The organism is Rhizobium sp. AG207R (assembly GCF_027109195.1).
GTDB classification, from domain to species: domain Bacteria; phylum Pseudomonadota; class Alphaproteobacteria; order Rhizobiales; family Rhizobiaceae; genus Rhizobium; species Rhizobium dioscoreae.
Genome location: NZ_JAEPVT010000009.1, coordinates 268271 through 288089, shown reverse-complemented (window position 1 = coordinate 288089; position 19819 = coordinate 268271). Strand labels below are relative to the sequence as shown.

Here is a 19819-nt window from a genome sequence, read left to right as displayed (position 1 = left end):
CAATCAGCCTTCGGCAGCGTCCCGAACATGCAGCTGCAGTTCGGGTTCCTGCGCATGCTGTTCCTCGGTCAATTCAGCCTCACGAATCCATTCGCGCCAGATGGCAACGATAATGGCCATTAGGACCGGGCCGATGAACAGCCCGAGGAAACCCATGGTCTTCACGCCACCCACCAGACCGAAGAAGGTGGGGAGGAACGGCAGCTTGATCGGACCGCCGACAAGCTTGGGACGGAGCGTTTTATCGACAATGAAAAGCTCGATCGTGCCCCAGAGAAAGAGGGCGATACCCGCCCAAAGCGAGCCGCTGGCGACGAGATAGATCGACACAAGCGACATGGAAAGCGGTGCGCCGCCCGGCACGAGAGCCATCACGCCCGTCAGTACGCCGAGCGTGATTGCGGACGGAGCGCCGGCGATCCAGTAGGCCACGCCGAGGACGATGCCTTCGCCGATGGCGATCAGTGTCATGCCCATGACGGTCGAACTGATGGTCGCGGGTACGACCCGCGAAATCCGTTCCCAGCGATTTGGGAGAATCTTCTCGCCGAGCAAGTCGACCTGACGAACGAAGGTCGCGCCGTCGCGATAGATGAAGAACAGCGCAATCAGCATGAAGAGCAAGGTCAGCACGACGTGGAATGCGCCACCACCGGCTGCAAGAACCGCTCTGTAGATATTGCCGATATGGGCACCGCTCACCAACTGCGCCAACTCACCGAGCGAGCCTGGGCTTCCGACATATTGCGTCCACTGCTCGCCGAGCCAGGAGCCGACGACCGGCAACGCGAGAATCCATTGCGGCGGCGGCGCACCCTCGCGATTCACATGGATCGCCCAGCTGAACCACTCGCGCACCTCACCAGCCATATAGATGGCGGATAGGACGATAGGCAGGACGAGGAAGGTGACGATGAATGCGATGGCGATAGTGGCGGCGAGTGTCGTATTGCCGCCGGTACGACGCACGATATCGCTATAGAGCGGCCAAGTGGCAAAGCCGATCACCGCTGCGGCAAGGACCGGTACGAGAAAGCCATAAAAGAAATAAATACCGGCAATGGCAATCAAAATCAGCAGCCAGCGCGCTGCGGAAATGGATGGGATCAAAGGCATGCGCGCATGCGCACTCGGTCCCAGCCACCGATGCTCCCTCGGCTTATGACGTTCAAATACACCCACCGGTCTTACTTCGCCCCTCTTTACTAGATCATCCGGTTATGGGGTATGATCTAGGCCGTTTCAAGAGCAACGGCTTTAAGCTTCTTATTCAGCCGTCATGACAATAGCACGACCGTCCTGCGCGCCGTAATTAAGTTATCGAGAGGCGACAAAGCATCCTGAACGCAGAAGACTGAGTTTTTTGCGTCGAATTGAAACCGTTATCGGTGGGCAGATCAACAAATCCGCTCTGCGGTTGGTTCACCGTCAGATATCGAGATCCTCGGCAAAGGCAGCGCGCTCCTGAATGAAGCGGAAACGGGCGTCGGCCTTGGTGCCCATCAGATTGTCGACGGCGTCGCGCGTTCCCTCGAAATCGACTTCATCGATCTCGACGCGCAGCAGCGTGCGCTTAGCCGGATCCATCGTGGTCTCCTTGAGTTGGGCCGGCAACATTTCGCCCAGACCTTTGAAGCGGCTGATCTCAACCTTGCCTTTGCCCTTGAATTCCGTGGCCATCAGCTCCTGCCGGTGGGCGTCGTCGCGGGCATAGATGGATTTCGAGCCCTGGGTGATCTTGTAGAGCGGCGGGACGGCCAGGAAGAGGTGGCCCTGACGGATCAGCTCCGGCATCTCCTGATAGAAGAAGGTGATCAGCAGCGAAGCGATGTGGGCGCCGTCGACGTCGGCATCGGTCATCACGACGATGCGCTGATAGCGCAGGTCTTCCTCGCGATATTTCGTGCGGGTGCCGCAGCCGAGCGCCTGGACGAGATCGGTGATCTGCTGGTTGGCCGACAGTTTCTCGCGACCGGCGCTGGCGACGTTCAGGATCTTGCCGCGTAGTGGCAGGATTGCCTGGTTGGTGCGGTTTCGTGCCTGCTTGGCCGAGCCGCCTGCCGAATCGCCCTCGACGAGGAAAAGTTCGGCACCTTCCGCTGCGCTCTGCGAGCAATCCGCCAGCTTGCCCGGCAGGCGCAGCTTGCGCACGGCGGTTTTACGGTTGACTTCCTTTTCCTTGCGCCGCCGCAGGCGCTCCTCGGAGCGCTCGATCACCCATTCCAGCAGCTTTTCAGCTTCAGCCGGATTGTCGGCAAGATAGTGATCGAAAGGGTCGCGCAGTGCGTTTTCGACGATGCGCTGGGCTTCGACCGTCGCGAGCTTGTCCTTCGTCTGGCCGACGAATTCCGGCTCGCGGATGAAGATCGACAGCATGCCGACGCCCGAAATCATCACGTCATCCGTCGTGATATTGGCCGCACGCTTGTTTTGGGTGAGATCAGCGTAGCTCTTCAGGCCCTTGGTCAAGGCAATGCGGAGGCCTGCCTCATGGGTGCCGCCTTCAGGGGTCGGAATCGTATTGCAATAGGAATGGATCTGCGGGTCGCCGCCATACCATGTGATCGCCCATTCGAGCGAGCCGTGGCCGCTTTCCTTTTCCGATTTGCCGGCAAAGATCTCGCGGGTAACAGTGAACTCGCTGCCCATCGTCGCCTTGAGATAATCCTTAAGGCCGCCCGGGAAATGGAAGACCGCCTTTTCCGGAACATCGGCGCCTTCCGGCGCCAGCTCGGGATCGCAGCCCCAGCGGATTTCGACGCCGCCGAACAGATAGGCTTTGGAACGGGCCATGCGGAAAACGCGGGCCGGATCGAAGCGGGCGTGATCGCCGAAGATCTGCGGATCGGGATGGAAGCGGACGCGCGTGCCGCGGCGATTATGCACGTCACCTAGCTCTTCCAAACCGCCAATCGGCAGGCCGCGCGAGAAGCGCTGGCGATAGAGCTTGCGGTTGCGGGCAACCTCGACTTCCAGATCATCCGACAGCGCATTGACGACGGACACGCCGACGCCATGCAAACCGCCCGAGGTCTCATAGGCCTTGCCGTCGAATTTGCCGCCGGCATGCAGCTTGGTCATGATGACTTCGAGCGTCGACTTGCCAGGTACCTGCGGATGGTTTTCCACGGGGATACCACGCCCATTATCCGTGACGGTCAGATAACCTTCCCGATCGAGATAGACCTCGATGAAATTGGCGTGGCCGGCCACCGCCTCGTCCATGGAATTGTCGATGACTTCGGCGAAAAGGTGGTGCAATGCCTTCTCGTCCGTGCCGCCGATATACATGCCGGGACGCATGCGGACGGGCTCGAGTCCCTCGAGAACACGGATTGAGCTTGCGCCATATTCCTCTGACGACGAAGTCGTCGGAGCCGCGCGCTGTGCAGGCGCGGCGGCTGGCTTTTCCGGCTTTGCGGCCGGCTTTTCCGCTGCTTCCGGTTTCGGCGAGCGGGGGAGGCCGGAGAAGAGATCGTTGCTGTTATCCATAGAACTTCGAGCTACTAGATTTGTCCTAGAGGGGCCAAACCCCTTTAATATCGCATTTGTCGCCGCTATTCGCGAATCATCGTGATTCTGCCAGAAACGGCGCACAAGAGCGATGGCGCCCCGTGACGGGGAAGATTCATGAATGAGATTTGCGTTGCTGAGTGACGAATGGCAACCCCGATGGCTGATTTGAGGAAGTATCCGTATGCGAATGTCCACAGCTCATTTGCCTATCCTGCCCGCAATCTCGGCCATTTTGCTTCTGGCGACGGGGCAGACCGCCTCTGCAGATATGTTGAAGCCGTTCAAGGACGAGCTGTTTTCCAGTCAGACGGTCATCGAAAGCCACGACAACGGCGCGTTCCAGACGATCGACTACCAGGAAATGCGAGATATCAACGGCCGCGACCAGATTCCGGAAAAGCGCGTCAAGCCGGCCTATGTCGATACCGGCGTGCGCTGGAAAGCCCAGGAAGACGAAACGCTTGCGATCGGCGGCCGCAAGGTTGATGTCACCCGCATAGGTCCCGCATCGCAACAGGCATTTACCGTGATCTTTATCCATGGCCGCGGCGGCGACCGCCGGCTCGGCTCCAACGACTATACGTTCGGCGGCAATTTCAACCGGCTGAAGAACCTGGCCTATCGCAACGGCGGCACGTATTACGCACCGAGCGTCAGAGGTTTCGACAGCAACGGAGTTGCCGATATCGCCGAGCTCATCCGCTATTCCTACGAGCAATCCGCCGGCAAGCCCGTCATCCTCACCTGCGCTTCCATGGGCAGCTTCATTTGCTGGGGCATTACGCGCGATTCCGAAAGCGTCAAGCGCCTGAGGGGCATGGCGATCCTGAGCGGCGTCACCGATCCTGATTTCACCAAGAGCGCCTTCTACAAGGCAAAGCTGCCGCTCTGGTTCACGCATGGCAGCAAGGATCCGGTCTATGCGGCTGCGGACCAGCAGGCGCTGTTTGAAAAACTCTACAAAGCGCATTATCCGACACGCTTCACGCTTTTCGAGACCGGCAATCATGGGACGCCCGTCCGCATGACCGATTGGCGCAAAGTTCTCAACTGGATCGTTGATCCGCAAGCGTCATAAACGCTCGCGCAATCCGACTTATTTTCCGGGTAAGCATTTTTCAAACGATTTGAGCTGGTTCCGGCCGCATTCGATAACTTTCCTTTCTCTTTCCTTTTTGTTAGTCCGAAGCTGGATCAAGGGGGAGAATATCGGAATGACGAAGACCATACGGCCGCTCCTGGCCGGAAACTGGAAGATGAACGGCACACGCGCGAGCCTGGATCAGATCAAGGCGATCGCGGACGGCGTCAAGGCGCCGCTGTCGGAGAAGATCGATACGCTACTCTGCCCCCCGGCCACCTTGCTCTATGTCGCGACCGCGCTTTGCGACGACAGCCCGCTCGCCATCGGCGCTCAGGATTGCCATCAGCAGGTCAGTGGCGCCCATACGGGCGATATTTCGGCCGAAATGATCGCCGACTGCTTCGGGACCCACGTCATCGTCGGCCATTCAGAGCGCCGCAGGAATCATGCCGAAAGCGACATGCTGGTGCGCGCAAAGGCGCAGGCAGCGCATGATGCCGGGCTGATCGCCATCATCTGCATCGGCGAAACGGCTTACGAGCGCAATAGTGGCCAAACGCTCGAGGTGCTGAAGCGGGAGCTCGTGGGCTCCATTCCGGATGGCTCCACGGCACAGACGACCGTGATCGCTTACGAGCCAGTCTGGGCGATCGGCACCGGCGTGGTTCCAACCCAGGAAAACGTCGAGGAGGCACATGCCTTCATCCGCGCCGAACTCATCGAGCGCTTCGGCAAGGAGGGGGCGAATATGCGAATCCTCTATGGCGGATCGGTCAGCGGCGCCAATGCGCGCGACCTTCTGGATGTTCCGCATGTCAACGGTGTGCTTGTCGGCGGACAGAGCTTGAAAGCGGTCGACTTCCTCGCCATTTATGCCGCATTCGAACGGCAGTTCGCCTGAAGCAACCACTTGCCCGGAATTCCAGCCTTAAAAGGGCTTGGAATAGGCGAGAGCCTCATGTAAAGAGCCGCGAGCTTTTATTTTTGATGCCCGCACCGGGCAGGACTGGATCTATGCAAACCGTACTGCTTGTCATCTATCTCATGGTTGTCGTCGCCCTTATCGGCGTGGTGCTGATTCAGCGCTCCGAAGGTGGCGGCCTTGGCATCGGGGGCGGCTCGGGCTTCATGTCTGCGCGCGGTACGGCCAATGCGCTGACGCGCACAACGGCCATTCTGGCAACGCTGTTCTTCGCGCTTGCCCTCGGCATGAACGTGCTGTCCCGCTTCGAGGCTCGCCCGACCGACATTCTCAACCGCATTCCGAGCACGGCGGGTCAGGGCAACGGCATTCTCGATTCGCTTGGCGGCCAGAAGGGTGCTGCTCCGGCAAACACCCAGCCGAAGCCCGCCGATAATAGCGGTGTTCCGAACAGCGGTGCCGTCGCTCCGCAGTCGCAGGCAACACCGCCTGCCACGACGAATCAGGCAGCTCCTGCCCAGCAGGCTCCGGCCGCGACCGGTCAACAGACCGCGCCGGCAACGACCACTCCCGCGCCAGCCGACAACGGCGGCGTCCCGACCGGTAAGTAATTCCGGTCGTCGAAGATCATCCCCGGCAGGTCCTCGGATCTGCCGGTTTTGTTTTGTCCATATTCCGCGTTCTGTAGCCAAAATTCCGGAAACGAATTTTAGGGCTAGCGGAATCATTTGTGAAAAGGTATCCGGTGACTCCCATGGCGCGATATGTATTCATCACTGGCGGCGTGGTTTCTTCCCTCGGAAAAGGAATTGCGGCTGCGGCTCTCGGAGCGTTGTTGCAGGCTCGTGGTTATCGAGTCCGCCTGCGCAAACTCGACCCCTATCTGAACGTGGATCCGGGCACTATGAGCCCGACCCAGCACGGCGAGGTCTTCGTCACCGACGACGGTGCGGAAACCGACCTCGATCTCGGCCACTATGAGCGCTTCACCGGCCGCTCGGCCACCAAGACCGATAACATCACCACCGGTCGCATCTACAAGAACATCATCGACAAGGAACGCCGCGGCGACTATCTCGGCGCGACCGTTCAGGTCATTCCGCACGTTACCAACGAGATCAAGGATTTCGTCACCGAAGGCAATGACGACTATGATTTCGTCATCTGCGAGATCGGCGGCACGGTCGGCGATATCGAAGCCATGCCTTTCATGGAAGCGATCCGCCAGCTCGGCAACGATCTGCCGCGCGGTACGGCTGTTTACGTCCATCTGACGCTGATGCCCTATATCCCCGCTGCCGGCGAGCTGAAGACCAAGCCGACGCAGCATTCGGTCAAGGAACTGCAGGCACTCGGCATTCATCCTGACATTCTGCTGGTTCGTGCCGATCGGGAAATCCCCGAAGCCGAGCGTCGGAAGCTTTCGCTGTTCTGCAACGTGCGGGAATCTGCCGTCATTCAGGCGCTCGATGTCGCCAACATCTATGACGTGCCGATGGCCTACCACAAGGAAGGCCTCGACAATGAGGTTCTCGCTGCTTTCGGTATCGAGCCGGCCCCGAAGCCGCGCCTGGAGCAGTGGGAAGAGGTCTGCAATCGCATCCGCACGCCGGAAGGCGAGGTGACGATTGCCATCGTCGGCAAATACACCGGGCTCAAGGATGCGTATAAGTCGCTAATCGAGGCACTGCATCATGGCGGCATCGCCAACCGGGTCAAGGTCAAGCTCGAATGGATCGAATCCGAGGTCTTCGAAAAGGAAGATCCGGCGCCGTATCTTGAGAAAGTTCACGGCATTCTCGTTCCCGGCGGCTTTGGCGAGCGCGGTTCGGAGGGCAAGATCCTGGCAGCCCGCTTCGCACGCGAACGCAAGGTTCCGTATTTCGGCATCTGCTTCGGCATGCAGATGGCCGTCATCGAAGCGGCCCGCAATCTGGCCGGTGTCGAACATGCCTCGTCGACCGAGTTCGGCCCGACCAAGGAACCTGTCGTTGGCCTGATGACCGAATGGCTGAAGGGCAATGAGCTGCAGAAGCGCACGGCATCCGGCGATCTCGGCGGCACGATGCGCCTCGGCGCCTACAAGGCGGCCCTGAAGAAGGGCACGAAGATTTCCGAGATCTACGGCTCCACAGATATTTCGGAGCGTCATCGCCATCGCTACGAGGTCAATGTCGACTACAAGGACAGGCTGGAAGATTGCGGCTTGACCTTCTCCGGCATGTCACCGGACGGCGTTCTGCCTGAAACGATCGAATATGCGGATCATCCGTGGTTCATCGGCGTCCAGTATCATCCGGAACTGAAGTCCCGTCCGCTGGAGCCGCATCCGCTGTTCTCGAGCTTTATCGAAGCGGCGACGGAACAGAGCCGGCTGGTTTAAGATTTGCAAATCGCTTGCGGTAGTCGCTCGGGCTCACCGCAAGCCTCTCCCGAAAATGATGGCGCATGGTGGCGAGCGATCCAAACCCGCTCGCCGCGGCTACATCGTCCAATGAAATGGCCGTTTGCTTTTCAAGCAGATCGCGGGCGCGCCGCAGCCGCTCGCTGAGCAGCCATTCCCCCGGCGTCATGCCGGTGGTCGCCTCGAAACGGCGCTGGAAGGTCCGCACACTCATGCCGGCCCGCGCTGCAAGTGCCGCAATGGGCTGATCTTCCTGCAAACGCTCGCGCATCCATTCAAGCAGCGGGCCTAAACGAGCTCCCTCACGCTGTCTCAAAACCGGCGTTTCGATATATTGCGCCTGGCCGCCCTCGCGATGGGGTGGAACCACAAGACGGCGGGCGACGCTGTTGGCAATATCCGGTCCGTAATCGCGGCGCACGACATGCAGACAGAGATCGATGGCGGCGGCACTGCCGGCGGCGGTCAGCACCTTGTCTTCATCGACATAGAGAACATCGGCATCGACTAATATATCCGGATAGCGCGTAGCAATGGAATCGACGTAGCGCCAATGTGTGGTCGCCCTGCGGCCGGCGAGTAGACTGGCCGCGGCAAGGACTGCGACGCCAGAGCAGAGGGACATGATGCGGACACCAAGGCGGCTGGCCGCTTGGAGTTCGGCAATCAGCAGGGCAGGGACCGGCGTTCCGATACCGCGCCAGCCGGGCACGATGATGAGGTCGGCATCGGCAAGGACTTCAAGACCGTGGTCGACCTGTACCGTCAACCCGCCCGCGGCGCGCAGAGGGCCATCCTCGATCGCGCAGGCGGAAAAGCGATACCAGTCCTTGCCCATTTCCGGGCGCGACAGGCCAAAGATCTCATAGGCGACGCCGAATTCGAAGGTGCACAGCCCGTCATAGACGAGGGTGACGACATGGGGGCCGCGGAGATTGGGGTGATCTGAGTTTGGCATGATTTTGACGCTATATGGCATTTCGGCCAATTTCAACCATGGGATCGCTCAGGCATGAATGCACCGAACCAAATAAGGAGCGTTCCATGTCCCTCGTCAGTGAAATTCCTGCTGCAGATCCCAGTCTCGTCGCTGAGCACTATGCCAAGAGACTTGGCTTCGAAACCGATTGCTCCGACGTCTACCAATCCATGACATCGGGCAATGTCGATTTCGTCTTGTTCGATGTCCGCGGCCCGGCCATGTTCCAGGAGAAGCATATCCCGGGTGCGATCAACCTGCCGCATGGCAAGATGACCGCGAGGAAGATGGCGGAATGGCCAGACGATACACTCTTCGTCGTCTATTGCGCCGGACCGCATTGCAACGGCACCGACAAGGCGGCCTGGCGTCTGGGCACACTCGGTAAGCGCGTGAAGGTCATGATCGGCGGCATGACCGGCTGGGCCGATGAGGGGTATCCGTTCGAGAAGGACTGAGCGCCAGGGGCAGAACCGGCATAGACGGGTCTGCCCATTTTTACGACACTGCGAAAAACTTCGGCATCTACGTCATTCGACTGTCGCGCTGCTTTCGTTTCCGTGACATTGTGCGAGCAAGCATAACGGGAACAAAAGTATGATTCTCAATCCATTTGATGATCGCGCGGAAAGGCCGCGGGCGAAGATCGCCTTCACCTTCGCGCTGCTGATCGTTTTCAATATTGCCGCCTGGATCTGGGCTTGGGTCGCTTTTGCAGACCGTCCGTCTTTGCTTGGTATTGCCCTTCTTGCCTATATGTTCGGCCTGCGCCACGCCTTCGATGCCGATCACATCGCCGCGATCGACAATGTCGTGCGCAAGCTCATTCAGGAAAAGAAGCAGCCTTATGCCGTCGGCTTCTTCTTCTCGCTCGGTCATTCCTCGATCGTCGTGATCGCCTCGATCCTGATTGCCGCAACGGCGGCTGCCATGCAGAGCCAGCTCGATTCCTTCCACGATATCGGCGGCGTCATAGGTACGACGGTTTCGGCGGTCTTTCTGCTGCTGATCGGCGTTGCCAATCTCTTCGTCCTTAAAGGCGTCTGGTCCGCTTTCAGAAGGGCGCAGAGGGGTGAGCGGATCGCAGAGGAAGACCTCGACACGCTGCTTGCCGGCGGCGGTTTTCTGGCACGCATCTTCCGTCCGATGTTCAAGGTCGTCACCCGCTCCTGGCACATGTATCCGATCGGCTTCCTTTTCGGCCTCGGCTTCGATACCGCAACGGAGATCGGGCTTCTCGGCATTTCGGCCGCTCAAGCCGCACAGGGCATGTCCTTCTGGACCATCCTCGTCTTCCCGGCGCTGTTCACCGCCGGCATGTCGCTGATGGATACGCTGGATAGTACGCTGATGACGGGAGCGTATGGCTGGGCCTTCGTCAAGCCGGTGCGCAAGCTCTGGTACAATCTGACCATCACTGCGGCTTCAGTTGTCGTCGCCGTCTTCATCGGTGGTATCGAGGCTTTGGGGCTCATCGCCGACAAACTCGGCCTCGAAGGCAGCTTCTGGAGCTTCGTCGGCGAACTCAACGACAACCTTGCCAATTTCGGCTTCGCCGTCGTCGGCATCTTCTTGCTGAGCTGGCTGGTTTCGACCGTGCTCTACAAAGCCAGAGGCTACGACAACTTGCAGATCAATCGCTCATGACGCATCATCGCCCCAGGGATCGGGCATACCGTGACTGGAGATCGCCGTCCGCGGCTCCAGTCGCATGCGATGAGGGGCCACAATCATGATCCACGCAAGCAATGTTCGCAGCCTAGTGCTGGCAGCAGGCAGTCTATGCATCGTCAGCGCCGGCACGGCTTCTGCACAAGCCGTCGCAAATTGCCCATTGCAGCCTGCCGTCAGCACGACGCGCCAGGTCTTGAATTGCGAAGCTGGGCTTAGCGTCACCGTCGAGCGTGGCGCTCACTACCGGTTTGCAGACCGAAACCATGATGGTCGGACGGATGCTGTCGTACTCGACAGCAAGGCAGCACTGGTTGATGTCGATCGCAACCGTGTTAAGGGCGGATTCGAAGTGGTGACGCCGCAGGCGATCGCCGCCGTGCGCGGCACGCGCTGGGCCGTCGACGTGAAACGGGGCTATACCTCCGTGCTTGTCCTGCGCGGCCGGGTCGCGGTCAATAAGGTATCGACCGGGCAGGGGGTTACGCTAGGCCAAGGACAAGGCGTCGACGCCGACCGGGGGCGCGCCGCATTGCGTGTCACCCAATGGGGACAGCCGCGCATAAATGCTTTGATGGCGCGCCTCGGCCAGTGAGATTCCGACATCATGCGCAGACCGCCGCTGCAGACGCTGATTGCGCTTTTCTTGACTGCCGTCTGGGGGATGGGCCTGGGCGTCGCGCATCTGCGCGGTGACATTCCCTTTGTCGACGGCGCCGAAGCGACGCTCACGAACCTCCGCAATACGCTCGGCGGCAGCTTCCAGCCACCCGATCTCGTCACGATCATTGCCATAGACGATGAGACGTCGCGTATGGCGGGACACTATCCTTTGCCGCGCGCCACGCTCGCCAAAGTGATCGATGTCATCGCCGCATTGGGGCCGAAAGCCGTCGCGCTCGATCTGCTTCTGGTCGATGCCGGCGACGAGGCCAACGATGCAGCATTGGAACAATCGCTCAAACGGACCAAGGTTGTGCTGGCCGCAGCCGGCATCTTTCCCGAAAGCCGCCAGCGCGTCACAGAAGATAGCAAGGAACCTCTCGCTCGCGTGCCCAGTGCGCTGCAATTCCTCGAACCGCAGCAGCGGTTCGCCGACGTCGCAAGCTATGGTATCGTCAATGTGCAGACCGACAAGGCGGGCACGCCGCGTTTCGTGCCTTTGCTGTTTCGCAGCGGCGAGCGGATCGAACCATCCTTTTCGCTGCGTGTCGTTTCCACCGCAACCAACGAGCAGACAACCGTCATCTCCGATCATATCAAGATCGGTGACAGGTCCATCCAGACCGATACCGGCTATCTCATGCCGCTCTCGTTCTACGGTCCGCGCGGAACGATCCGCACCGTCAGCGCCGGTGCTGCGCTCAATGGGCACTTGCCGGAGGCTGCGATCAGGGATCATATCGTCGTTATCGGCGCGACCGTTACCGGCGGCGGCGATGTCTTTCCAACACCCTTCGATCCCGTTCTACCTGGGGTCGAGGTTATCGCGACCTCGATCACGCATCTGATTGCCGGAGACGGGCTGGTACGCGACCGCAACGTCCGTTTTATCGACCTTTATTTCGCCGTCGGCCTGCCGCTGCTCGTCATTGCCCTTCTCTCCTGGCGGCGCAGTGCCATCGGCCCGATAACAATACTCGGCGTCATGCTTGTCTGGTTCGCAGTCAACGTCAGCGCATTCAAGCATGGAATATGGCTGAGCGCAGCACTGCCGATTGCTGCGACCGTACCACCAATGCTGCTATTTGGCGCTGCGCAGCTTTGGCTCGACCGCAGGCGAGCGACGCGATTTGCCGAGCAAAGCGAGCTCCTGCAGCGCATCGAGGCGCCCGGTCTTACCGAGCATCTTGCGCGCGATCCCGATTTTCTCGCAAGCCCTGTGCAACAGGAAGCGGCCGTCGTCTTCATCGACATCAACGGCTTCACAGGTCTTAGCGAGGCCATTGGCCCAGCAGCTGTTCGGGAACTGCTGAACGGCTTCTACAATCTCGTCGATGAAGAGGTAACCGCATCCGGCGGCGCCATCACCAGCTTCATGGGTGACGGAGCTATGATCCTTTTCGGCCTGCCGCAGCCGAAGCCGAGCGATCCCGCCAATGCGGCGCGCTGCTGCATTCGTCTCGCCGCGCGGATGAAGGGCTGGCTCTCAGCACTGCCGGAGACAGTCGCTTCCCGCATCGGTTTCAAGATCGGTGCGCATTGCGGCACCATCGTCGCCTCCCGGCTGGGTGGTGAAGGACGACAGCAGATCACCGCAACCGGCGACACCGTTAACGTCGCAAGCCGGCTGATGGAGGTCGCCGCCAGCAATCGCGCCGAAATCGCCATCAGCCATGAGCTTTTGCTTTCCGCCGGTCAGGACAGCGCGCCTTTCAATGAGGGCAGCCTCGATGGCCCGATCGAAACAGGCTTGCGTGGTCGCGCCGGGACCTTGACCATATGGCTTTGGCGCAGCCGGCCGTGATCAAACCAGCCTCCATCTGCCTGGTTTCATTCTCCCCACATCGGAATGATTGAAATCACCAGGAGGCACGCAAGAGAGATATTGACCGCGCGCCACTGCCATGCCGCTTTCAGCAGACGTCCGAGCATCTGCCCGAGAAGGCACCATACGGCGAGCGAGAAGGCTGCGATAAGGCAGAAAGTCACACCGAGCAATATACCAAGTCTGACGGGACTTTCTGCCAACGCAGCGAAAGAAGCAGCAGCCCCCATCGTCATGGCCCAGCCCTTGGGATTGTGCCAGAGCATCCATACGCCGGCGAGGAAGCCTGTCGGTCTCGCCATCTGCCCCACCTCGCGCGGCTGGCCGCTTCTGCCGATCCGAACGGCGAGCCAGAGCAGATAGAGGGACCCCAGCGTCTTCATGGCGATCTGCAGCATCGGCAGGGCCATCAACACGCTGCCGAGCCCCGCAGCCGCAGCGCAGGCCATGGAGCCCAAGCCGAAGGCAAAACCGCCCATGACGGGTATGGAGCGACGGAAGCCGAAATGCGCGCCGGACGCAGTCGCGAGCGTGGTCGCACCGCCCGGCGTTATGGTGGAAACCAATGCGAAGAGTATCAGCGGCAGCAGAGGTTCGATTGTCATATCCAGCCCTTCTCTAATTGAAAAAGGCATAGGCGCAGCTCTGGCATCATGAAATCGAATATTGAAGGATCAAGGCATTAGTAATTATAATGCTTAGATGATCCGAAACTTCGATATTACCCTCATCAGAACCTTCGCCACCGTTGCCGACCAGGGCAGCATGACAATTGCCGCCAATATGCTGCATATGACCCAGGGCGCCGTCAGCCAGCAGATCAAGCGGCTGGAGGATATGCTCGGCTGCGCTCTGTTCGAACGGGACAGGCGCGGATTGCGGCTGACGGAGGCCGGTGAACGCCTGCGCGGCAATGCCCGCCGCCTATTGGCGTTGAATGACGAGATCTGGGACGACATGACGGAAAGCACTGTTCGCGGTGGCGTCCGCCTCGGCGTTCCCTATGATCTTGTCGGAGCGACGCTGGCGCCCGTGCTGAAATCCTATGCCCAGCGCCATCCTCAGGTGGAGATTTCTCTGATCTGCGCATCGTCTCCGGAGCTGCTGGATGAGTTGGGGAAGGGAACCGTCGACCTCTGTGTGGCGGAGGAACCATACGGCACGTCGCAGGGCGAATGCCTTGCTGTGGAGCGGCTCGTCTGGGTTGGAGCGAAGGCAGGCAATGCCCATCGCAAGGTACCGCTGCCGATTTCGATGGTTGCCGATACCTGTGCCTTCCGATCATCGGTCTTTGCCGCACTCAGCAAGGATGGGTTGCGCTGGCGGACGGTCTTTGAGAATGGCAATATCGAAGCGACCACGGCGACGGTGCGCACGGATCTGGCTATCACCGCCTGGCTCGCTTCGACCGTTCCAACCGATCTCGATATCCTCACCGGCGAGCAGGGTCTGCCCGAGCTGCCGGTCTTCTCAATCAACCTGCATTTGCCGAAGGGCGGCGCAACACCGCAGGCGCTGGAGCTTGCCCGCCATATCCGCGAGGGCATGACGCGGCCGCGCCAATCCGCGGCCGCCTAAATTCCGTCTCCTTGATAAAACCGCCTATGCCGCCTTCGGCAGCGGACCGACATAGCGCGACTGCGGCCGGATCAGACGCCCATCGAGCGTCTGCTCGCGGGCATGGGCGATCCAGCCGACCGTGCGGCCGATCGCGAAGACGCCGGTAAACGAACTGCGAGGAAAGCCGAGAGCATCGAGCAGCAGGGCGGTGTAGTATTCGACGTTGACGTCCAAGGGCCGATCCGGTTTGCGCTCCTTCAGCAACGCCAGCGCCGCCGCCTCAATGGCTTCCGCCAGCGCGATACGTCCAGCATCTGCCTGGCCGCTCGCAAAGATCGGCTTTAATGCAGTCTTCAGCGCATCGGCGCGCGGATCGCGGACGCGATAGATGCGGTGACCGAAACCCATCAGCCGCTCGCCACGATCGAGCGCGTCAGACAACCATGCCCGGGCATTTTCCGGTTTGCCGACGCCGTCAAACATGTCGAGGACAGGGCCGGGGGCGCCGCCATGCAACGGACCTTTAAGGGCGCTGATTGCGGCGAGCACAGAGGAGGTCAGACCGGCATGAGTCGAGGCGATGACGCGGGAGGCGAATGTGGACGCATTCAAGCCGTGATCGGAAATCGTCACCAGATAGGCATCGAGGCCTGCGGTCTGCTCTGCGGTCGGGCTTCGACCCGTCAGCATGCGCAGGATATCACCGGATTGGGACAAGGATGCATCCGGCTTTATCGGTGCTTCGCCTTTCTGCAATCGCAAGATGGCCGGCAGGAAAACGGCCGGTGCCGCCATCAGGCGGATCGCGGTGGCGAAATCCTCACCGTCGGCCACGCGCGCCAGCAAGGCCCGCACAGCATCCACGGGTGGTAGCGCGAGCAGAGCGGCATCGGCGGCCTTCACATGCGTGAAAAGCGCAACGCGTGCCGCGCCGAGCTGAGTTCGGAGGGAAGCTGCGTCGATATGTTCGTCAAACAGGCCATCCAGCAGCAGCGCCGCAACATCCTCGAAGCGGCTGGTTGCCATCAGATCATCAAGCGACACGCCGCGGATGATCAAGCGACCGGCAGCGCCGTCGACGTCGGACAGCTTGGTTTCTGCGGCAATGACATCTTCAAGACCACTTTTCATTACGGTTCTCCTTTGACTATCCGATTAGATCGGATCTATTCCTATTGACGTCAATCTTGACGCAATTGATCAATATGAGGACCGATGAGCTGGCTGACGGCAGAGCAGGCGCTGAACCTGCTGGGAACGAAATCACAGACGCTCTACGCCAATGTCAGCCGCGGGCGCATTCGTGCGAAAGCCGATCCCACGGATACGCGGCGCAGCCTCTATTTTGCCGATGACGTCAAGCGATTGGCCACCCGCCACGCCGGACGGCGCAAGACCGAGACGGTGGCCGCCGAGGCCATTCAATGGGGCGATCCGGTATTGCCATCGGCACTGTCGACGGTTTCGAACGGAAGGCTTTTCTATCGCGGCAAGGACGTGGCGATGCTTGCCGAAAGCGCAAGCCTCGAAGATATCGCGCGGCTGCTTTGGGACATGAAGCGGCCGTTGCGATTCGATCCAAGCGAGGCGTGGCGGAAGCCGCCTTCCTTGGATAGTGCTTTCTCCGCGCTTGCCGAGCGCATAACAAGCGATCTGCCATCACTCGGGCGTTCGCTTCCGGCACTGCAAAATGAAGCCGAAAGCGTGTTTGGTACGGTGGCTGAGGCCCTGGCCCCGGGCGCGTGGGATCAACCACTGCATCGCCGTCTCGCGACTGCCTGGGACCGCCCTGATGCCGCCGATATGATCCGCCGCAGTTTCGTCTTGCTTGCCGATCACGAGCTGAACGCTTCGACCTTCACCGCAAGGATCACGGCATCCGCAGGCGCCACGCTATCCGCCGCCACTCTATCCGGCCTCTCCACACTGACAGGTCCGCTGCATGGCGGTGCATGGCAGAGCGTGCGTACGCTGATCGCGCGGGCAGCCACGACGGGGGTGGATGAGGCGGTCCGCAGCTATCTCGCGGAAGGACGGCCATTGCCGGCTTTTGGCCATCAGCTTTATCCTGATGCCGATATCCGGGGAGAGGCGTTGCTTGGCTGCTTCACGCTGCCGCCGCTCTTCGCCAGAGTTCGCGATGTCGGCGAGCAGCTGGTCGGAGAACGCGTCAATGTTGACTTCGCCCTGACGGCGATGACCCACGCCTATCATCTCCCGGAGAATGCGCCGCTAATCATCTTCGCGCTGGCACGGACGGTCGGATGGCTTGCGCATGCCATGGAGCAGGCGACCAGCGGTAGGCTCATTCGGCCGCGCGCGCGTTATGTCGGTCTGCCGGTACCATGATCTCATCCTTACCGGACGTAGGGCGCTTTTTGCTCAACTCACCGGCAGGTGACAAACAGCTTCGATATTGTGGCCATCAGGATCGAGAATGAAAGCGCCATAGTAGTTCGGATGATAATGAGGGCGCAGACCTGGGGCACCGTTATCGGTGCCGCCGGCGATTATCCCGACCCGATGGAAGTCATCGACGAGCTCCCTGTTTGGGGCGGCAAAGGCGATATGGGTGCCTGTTTGCAAAGCATCGCGCTGACCGATCCAGAAGAAAGCCTTCTGGCCAATGCCGTAACCCGCAAATCTTTCGCCTTCGGCATAAAGGCGTTCTATGCCTATGGAGCGCAGTAGTGTGTCGTAGAAGATCTTCGATCGCTCGATATCGCGAACCCCGATCGTCACATGATCAAGCACATCACCCTCCAAAAGTGCGATTGAACTCTATTAACGCTGACCAACGGCGCCAACGTCGCGGTCGGCAAGCTCGACCCAACCAATGACAAGTTTGCGGTTGGCAATCAGCCAGATCGTTGCCAGCGCGACCAAACCGACGACGATATTGGCAGCGACGAAGAGAATGGGAGCAAGTTGCGTCACTGGACCGACATCGCCACGTTCGACAAGGCGCATGGGGGCGGTTGCCAGTGCGGTCGCGCCGAAGGTGAAGGCCCAATAAGCGGGGCTGAAGCCTTCTTTCATGATCCAGGGCAGGAGGCGCAACATGATCAGGGCCTGCAGCAAGCCGTAGCCGATCATTGCGTGGACGAGCATGTCGGGAGGGCTTTGTGTGGCGCTGATATAGGCTAACGCACCGACAGCCGGCGGAGCCAGTTGAATTCCGAGGGTTGGTCGCAGCGGCGCGGCCAACGCCGGCCCCGTCAGCAGGCGATGCAGCAGGGCGGATTCGATAGCAAGCCAGGCGAAGAAGCCGGCGCCGAAGAAAAGCTGCGCCCATTGCGGAAAGCCGAGTGCGGCGCCGACAATAGCAGTCACGAAACTGCCGGCGACGTTTGGCAGATAGAGCACGGCTGTCGTCGTGGCAATATCGCGTTCGCCCTGCCAGAGCCCTCCGGTTCGCCAGACGGAGAACGCCAGGGTATAGACGGCGCCGATCAGGAATATTGTTTCGGCGCCGATACGCGAATAGGGCAGCAGGCCACCGGCCACCAGCATGGTTGCGACACCGACAAGGCCGATGAAGCAGCATTGGACAGGGTGCGCCACTTCCTTGAATGCCTCCTCGCGCGCCACCATCCACTTCAAAGCGTAGAGCACGATCAGCACCAGCCAGACGGCCAGCGCAATAAAGGTCAGAAATTCACCGATCAGTACTGGCAGATGCCAGATGCGGGCACCCACGCGCCAGGCATTGGCGAGACCGGAAAGCCCAAGAACCATGCCGAAAAACGAAGCTGGAACCAGCGGTAGTTTCAAAGACGCAGCCATATGCCCCCTTTGACGCTCTATGTGAGCGCCACCCTAAAGAGAATGATGCAAAGAACCCGAGATCGATGCTAAATCCATCAACATGAATGAAGCGCAAAATACAGCTTTCCTCGAAACCGGCAAAGCGCGATCATGGCGAAAAGCGGGAGGTCAGACCAGGCGACATCACAGATGCGTGAACGAGCGAATTTTCCTTCGCTGACCGGCTTATGCATAGCTCGCCCGTCATTTGTTCATTGGAAAATGCTGCGAAATGTCTCTATTGAACATTCAAACGATTAAAACCGTCCTAGGAGACTGACATATGCAAATCGGAATGATTGGCCTTGGCCGTATGGGCAACAACATGGTGCAGCGCCTGATGAGAGGCGGTCACAGTGCGGTTGTTTTCGATGCGCGTCCGGAAAGCATCGCCGGGCTTGAGCAGCTCGGCGCCACCGGCAGCAAGTCTCTCGCGGATTTCGTATCGAAGCTCGCTAAGCCGCGCGTCGTCTGGCTCATGTTGCCGGCGGCAATCGTCGATCAGGAACTGGCGGCGATCGTCCCGCTGCTGGAAGAGGGCGACATCGTCATCGATGGCGGCAATTCCTATTATCACGACGATATCCGCCGTGCCGAAGAGCTGAAGCCGAAGGGCATCCATTACGTCGACGTCGGCACCAGCGGTGGCGTTTTCGGTCTGGAGCGCGGCTATTGCCTGATGATCGGCGGCGAAAAGGAAACGGTCCAGCATCTATCGCCGATCTTCGCGACGCTTGCCCCCGGTGTCGGTGACGTCGCTCCGTCGGCAATGCGTTCGGAAGAGGCTGCCAAGAACAGCACGGCAGAGCAGGGCTATCTGCATTGCGGCCCATCCGGCGCCGGCCATTTCGTCAAGATGGTCCATAACGGCATCGAATATGGCCTGATGGCTGCTTATGCCGAAGGCTTCAACGTTCTGCGCCATGCCAATATCGGCAAGCAGGACGCGGAGAAGGACGCCGAAACCGCGCCGCTCTCCCATCCGCAGTATTACCAGTATGATCTAGACATCGCCGAAATCTCGGAAGTTTGGCGCCGCGGCAGCGTGATCACCTCCTGGCTGCTCGACCTCACGGCCGACGCGCTGCATGGCGATGCAGCCCTTTCGCAATATGCCGGCCGCGTTTCCGACTCCGGCGAAGGCCGCTGGACGATCTCGGCCGCGATCGACGAAGGCGTTCCGACGCCGGTGCTAAGCGCTGCGCTTTACGGCCGTTTCGCTTCGCGCGGCAATGACGACTACGCCAACAAGGTTCTCTCTGCCATGCGCGCCGGCTTCGGCGGCCACCATGAGAAGCCGGCGAAGTAATTGGTTGGTCTATCGATCTGATGATAGCGAGCCGGGTGGGTCAAACCTCCCGGCTTTTTCTTGTCCGCTTCTATTATCC

Annotated in this window: 18 protein-coding genes; 11 read left to right on the top strand and 7 right to left on the bottom strand. The window is 60.1% G+C overall.

Annotated elements, in window-relative coordinates:
* Positions 1-3: 3 nt before the first annotated feature.
* The gene (locus JJQ51_RS22620) at positions 4-1182 is read right to left on the bottom strand and encodes an AI-2E family transporter (RefSeq protein WP_113330659.1); all 1179 of its coding nucleotides are present in this window, start codon (positions 1180-1182) and stop codon (positions 4-6) included.
* A 246-nt stretch (positions 1183-1428) separates the two neighbouring features.
* Complete coding sequence (gene parE / locus JJQ51_RS22615) at positions 1429-3492, bottom strand: DNA topoisomerase IV subunit B (protein WP_113352505.1); 2064 nt, start codon at positions 3490-3492, stop codon at positions 1429-1431.
* Between the two features lie 205 nt (positions 3493-3697).
* On the opposite strand from parE, the gene JJQ51_RS22610 reads away from it, so the two are divergent.
* The 4 genes from JJQ51_RS22610 (at position 3698) to JJQ51_RS22595 (ending at position 7905) form a co-directional block, all read left to right on the top strand.
* On the top strand, positions 3698-4594 hold the full coding sequence (locus tag JJQ51_RS22610) for an alpha/beta fold hydrolase (RefSeq protein WP_113352506.1): 897 nt from the start codon (positions 3698-3700) through the stop codon (positions 4592-4594).
* 136 nt (positions 4595-4730) lie between these two features.
* Positions 4731-5501, top strand: a complete 771-nt coding sequence (gene tpiA / locus JJQ51_RS22605) for a triose-phosphate isomerase (RefSeq protein ID WP_113330662.1) — start codon at positions 4731-4733, stop codon at positions 5499-5501.
* Positions 5502-5614: 113 nt separating this feature from the next.
* Positions 5615-6133 carry a preprotein translocase subunit SecG gene (gene secG / locus JJQ51_RS22600; protein ID WP_113330663.1) on the top strand — a complete coding sequence of 173 codons (519 nt, stop codon included), beginning with the start codon at positions 5615-5617 and terminating at the stop codon, positions 6131-6133.
* A gap of 143 nt (positions 6134-6276) precedes the next feature.
* Positions 6277-7905, top strand: coding sequence for a CTP synthase (locus JJQ51_RS22595; RefSeq protein ID WP_069612218.1), 1629 nt, complete (start codon positions 6277-6279; stop codon positions 7903-7905).
* On the opposite strand, the gene ftrA is transcribed toward JJQ51_RS22595, so the two are convergent.
* Entirely contained in the window at positions 7868-8905 is a 1038-nt protein-coding gene (gene ftrA, locus JJQ51_RS22590; protein WP_269245345.1) for a transcriptional regulator FtrA, read from the bottom strand. The two genes, JJQ51_RS22595 and ftrA, sit on opposite strands and share 38 nt — an antisense overlap.
* Before the next feature lie 65 nt (positions 8906-8970).
* Between ftrA and JJQ51_RS22585 the strand changes: the two genes are divergently transcribed.
* The 4 genes from JJQ51_RS22585 to JJQ51_RS22570 all read left to right on the top strand — a co-directional run bounded on the left by JJQ51_RS22585 (position 8971) and on the right by JJQ51_RS22570 (position 13043).
* On the top strand, positions 8971-9363 hold the full coding sequence (locus tag JJQ51_RS22585) for a rhodanese-like domain-containing protein (protein WP_113330666.1): 393 nt from the start codon (positions 8971-8973) through the stop codon (positions 9361-9363).
* Positions 9364-9502: 139 nt separating this feature from the next.
* Complete coding sequence (locus JJQ51_RS22580; protein ID WP_113330667.1) at positions 9503-10552, top strand: HoxN/HupN/NixA family nickel/cobalt transporter; 1050 nt, start codon at positions 9503-9505, stop codon at positions 10550-10552.
* An 85-nt stretch (positions 10553-10637) separates the two neighbouring features.
* Positions 10638-11171 (top strand): FecR domain-containing protein, encoded by a 534-nt coding sequence (locus JJQ51_RS22575; protein WP_113352508.1) that lies wholly within the window; start codon positions 10638-10640, stop codon positions 11169-11171.
* A gap of 12 nt (positions 11172-11183) precedes the next feature.
* Positions 11184-13043 (top strand): CHASE2 domain-containing protein, encoded by a 1860-nt coding sequence (locus JJQ51_RS22570; RefSeq protein ID WP_269245344.1) that lies wholly within the window; start codon positions 11184-11186, stop codon positions 13041-13043.
* Between the two features lie 26 nt (positions 13044-13069).
* Here the strand turns inward: JJQ51_RS22570 and JJQ51_RS22565 are convergent, their stop codons facing one another.
* Positions 13070-13669, bottom strand: coding sequence for a LysE family translocator (locus tag JJQ51_RS22565; protein ID WP_113352510.1), 600 nt, complete (start codon positions 13667-13669; stop codon positions 13070-13072).
* A 97-nt stretch (positions 13670-13766) separates the two neighbouring features.
* Between JJQ51_RS22565 and JJQ51_RS22560 the strand changes: the two genes are divergently transcribed.
* Entirely contained in the window at positions 13767-14642 is an 876-nt protein-coding gene (locus JJQ51_RS22560) for a LysR family transcriptional regulator (protein WP_113352511.1), read from the top strand.
* Positions 14643-14666: 24 nt separating this feature from the next.
* On the opposite strand, the gene JJQ51_RS22555 is transcribed toward JJQ51_RS22560, so the two are convergent.
* Positions 14667-15755: a citrate synthase/methylcitrate synthase gene (locus JJQ51_RS22555; protein WP_113352512.1), complete on the bottom strand. Its 1089-nt coding sequence runs from the start codon at positions 15753-15755 to the stop codon at positions 14667-14669.
* 84 nt (positions 15756-15839) lie between these two features.
* Between JJQ51_RS22555 and JJQ51_RS22550 the strand changes: the two genes are divergently transcribed.
* Entirely contained in the window at positions 15840-16973 is a 1134-nt protein-coding gene (locus JJQ51_RS22550) for a citrate synthase (protein ID WP_113352513.1), read from the top strand.
* A 33-nt stretch (positions 16974-17006) separates the two neighbouring features.
* On the opposite strand, the gene JJQ51_RS22545 is transcribed toward JJQ51_RS22550, so the two are convergent.
* Positions 17007-17378, bottom strand: a complete 372-nt coding sequence (locus JJQ51_RS22545; RefSeq protein WP_113352514.1) for a VOC family protein — start codon at positions 17376-17378, stop codon at positions 17007-17009.
* Between the two features lie 30 nt (positions 17379-17408).
* Entirely contained in the window at positions 17409-18410 is a 1002-nt protein-coding gene (gene tehA, locus JJQ51_RS22540) for a dicarboxylate transporter/tellurite-resistance protein TehA (RefSeq protein WP_113352515.1), read from the bottom strand.
* A 304-nt stretch (positions 18411-18714) separates the two neighbouring features.
* Between tehA and gnd the strand changes: the two genes are divergently transcribed.
* The gene (gene gnd / locus JJQ51_RS22535; protein ID WP_069612206.1) at positions 18715-19740 is read left to right on the top strand and encodes a phosphogluconate dehydrogenase (NAD(+)-dependent, decarboxylating); all 1026 of its coding nucleotides are present in this window, start codon (positions 18715-18717) and stop codon (positions 19738-19740) included.
* The last annotated feature ends 79 nt before the right edge of the window (positions 19741-19819 follow it).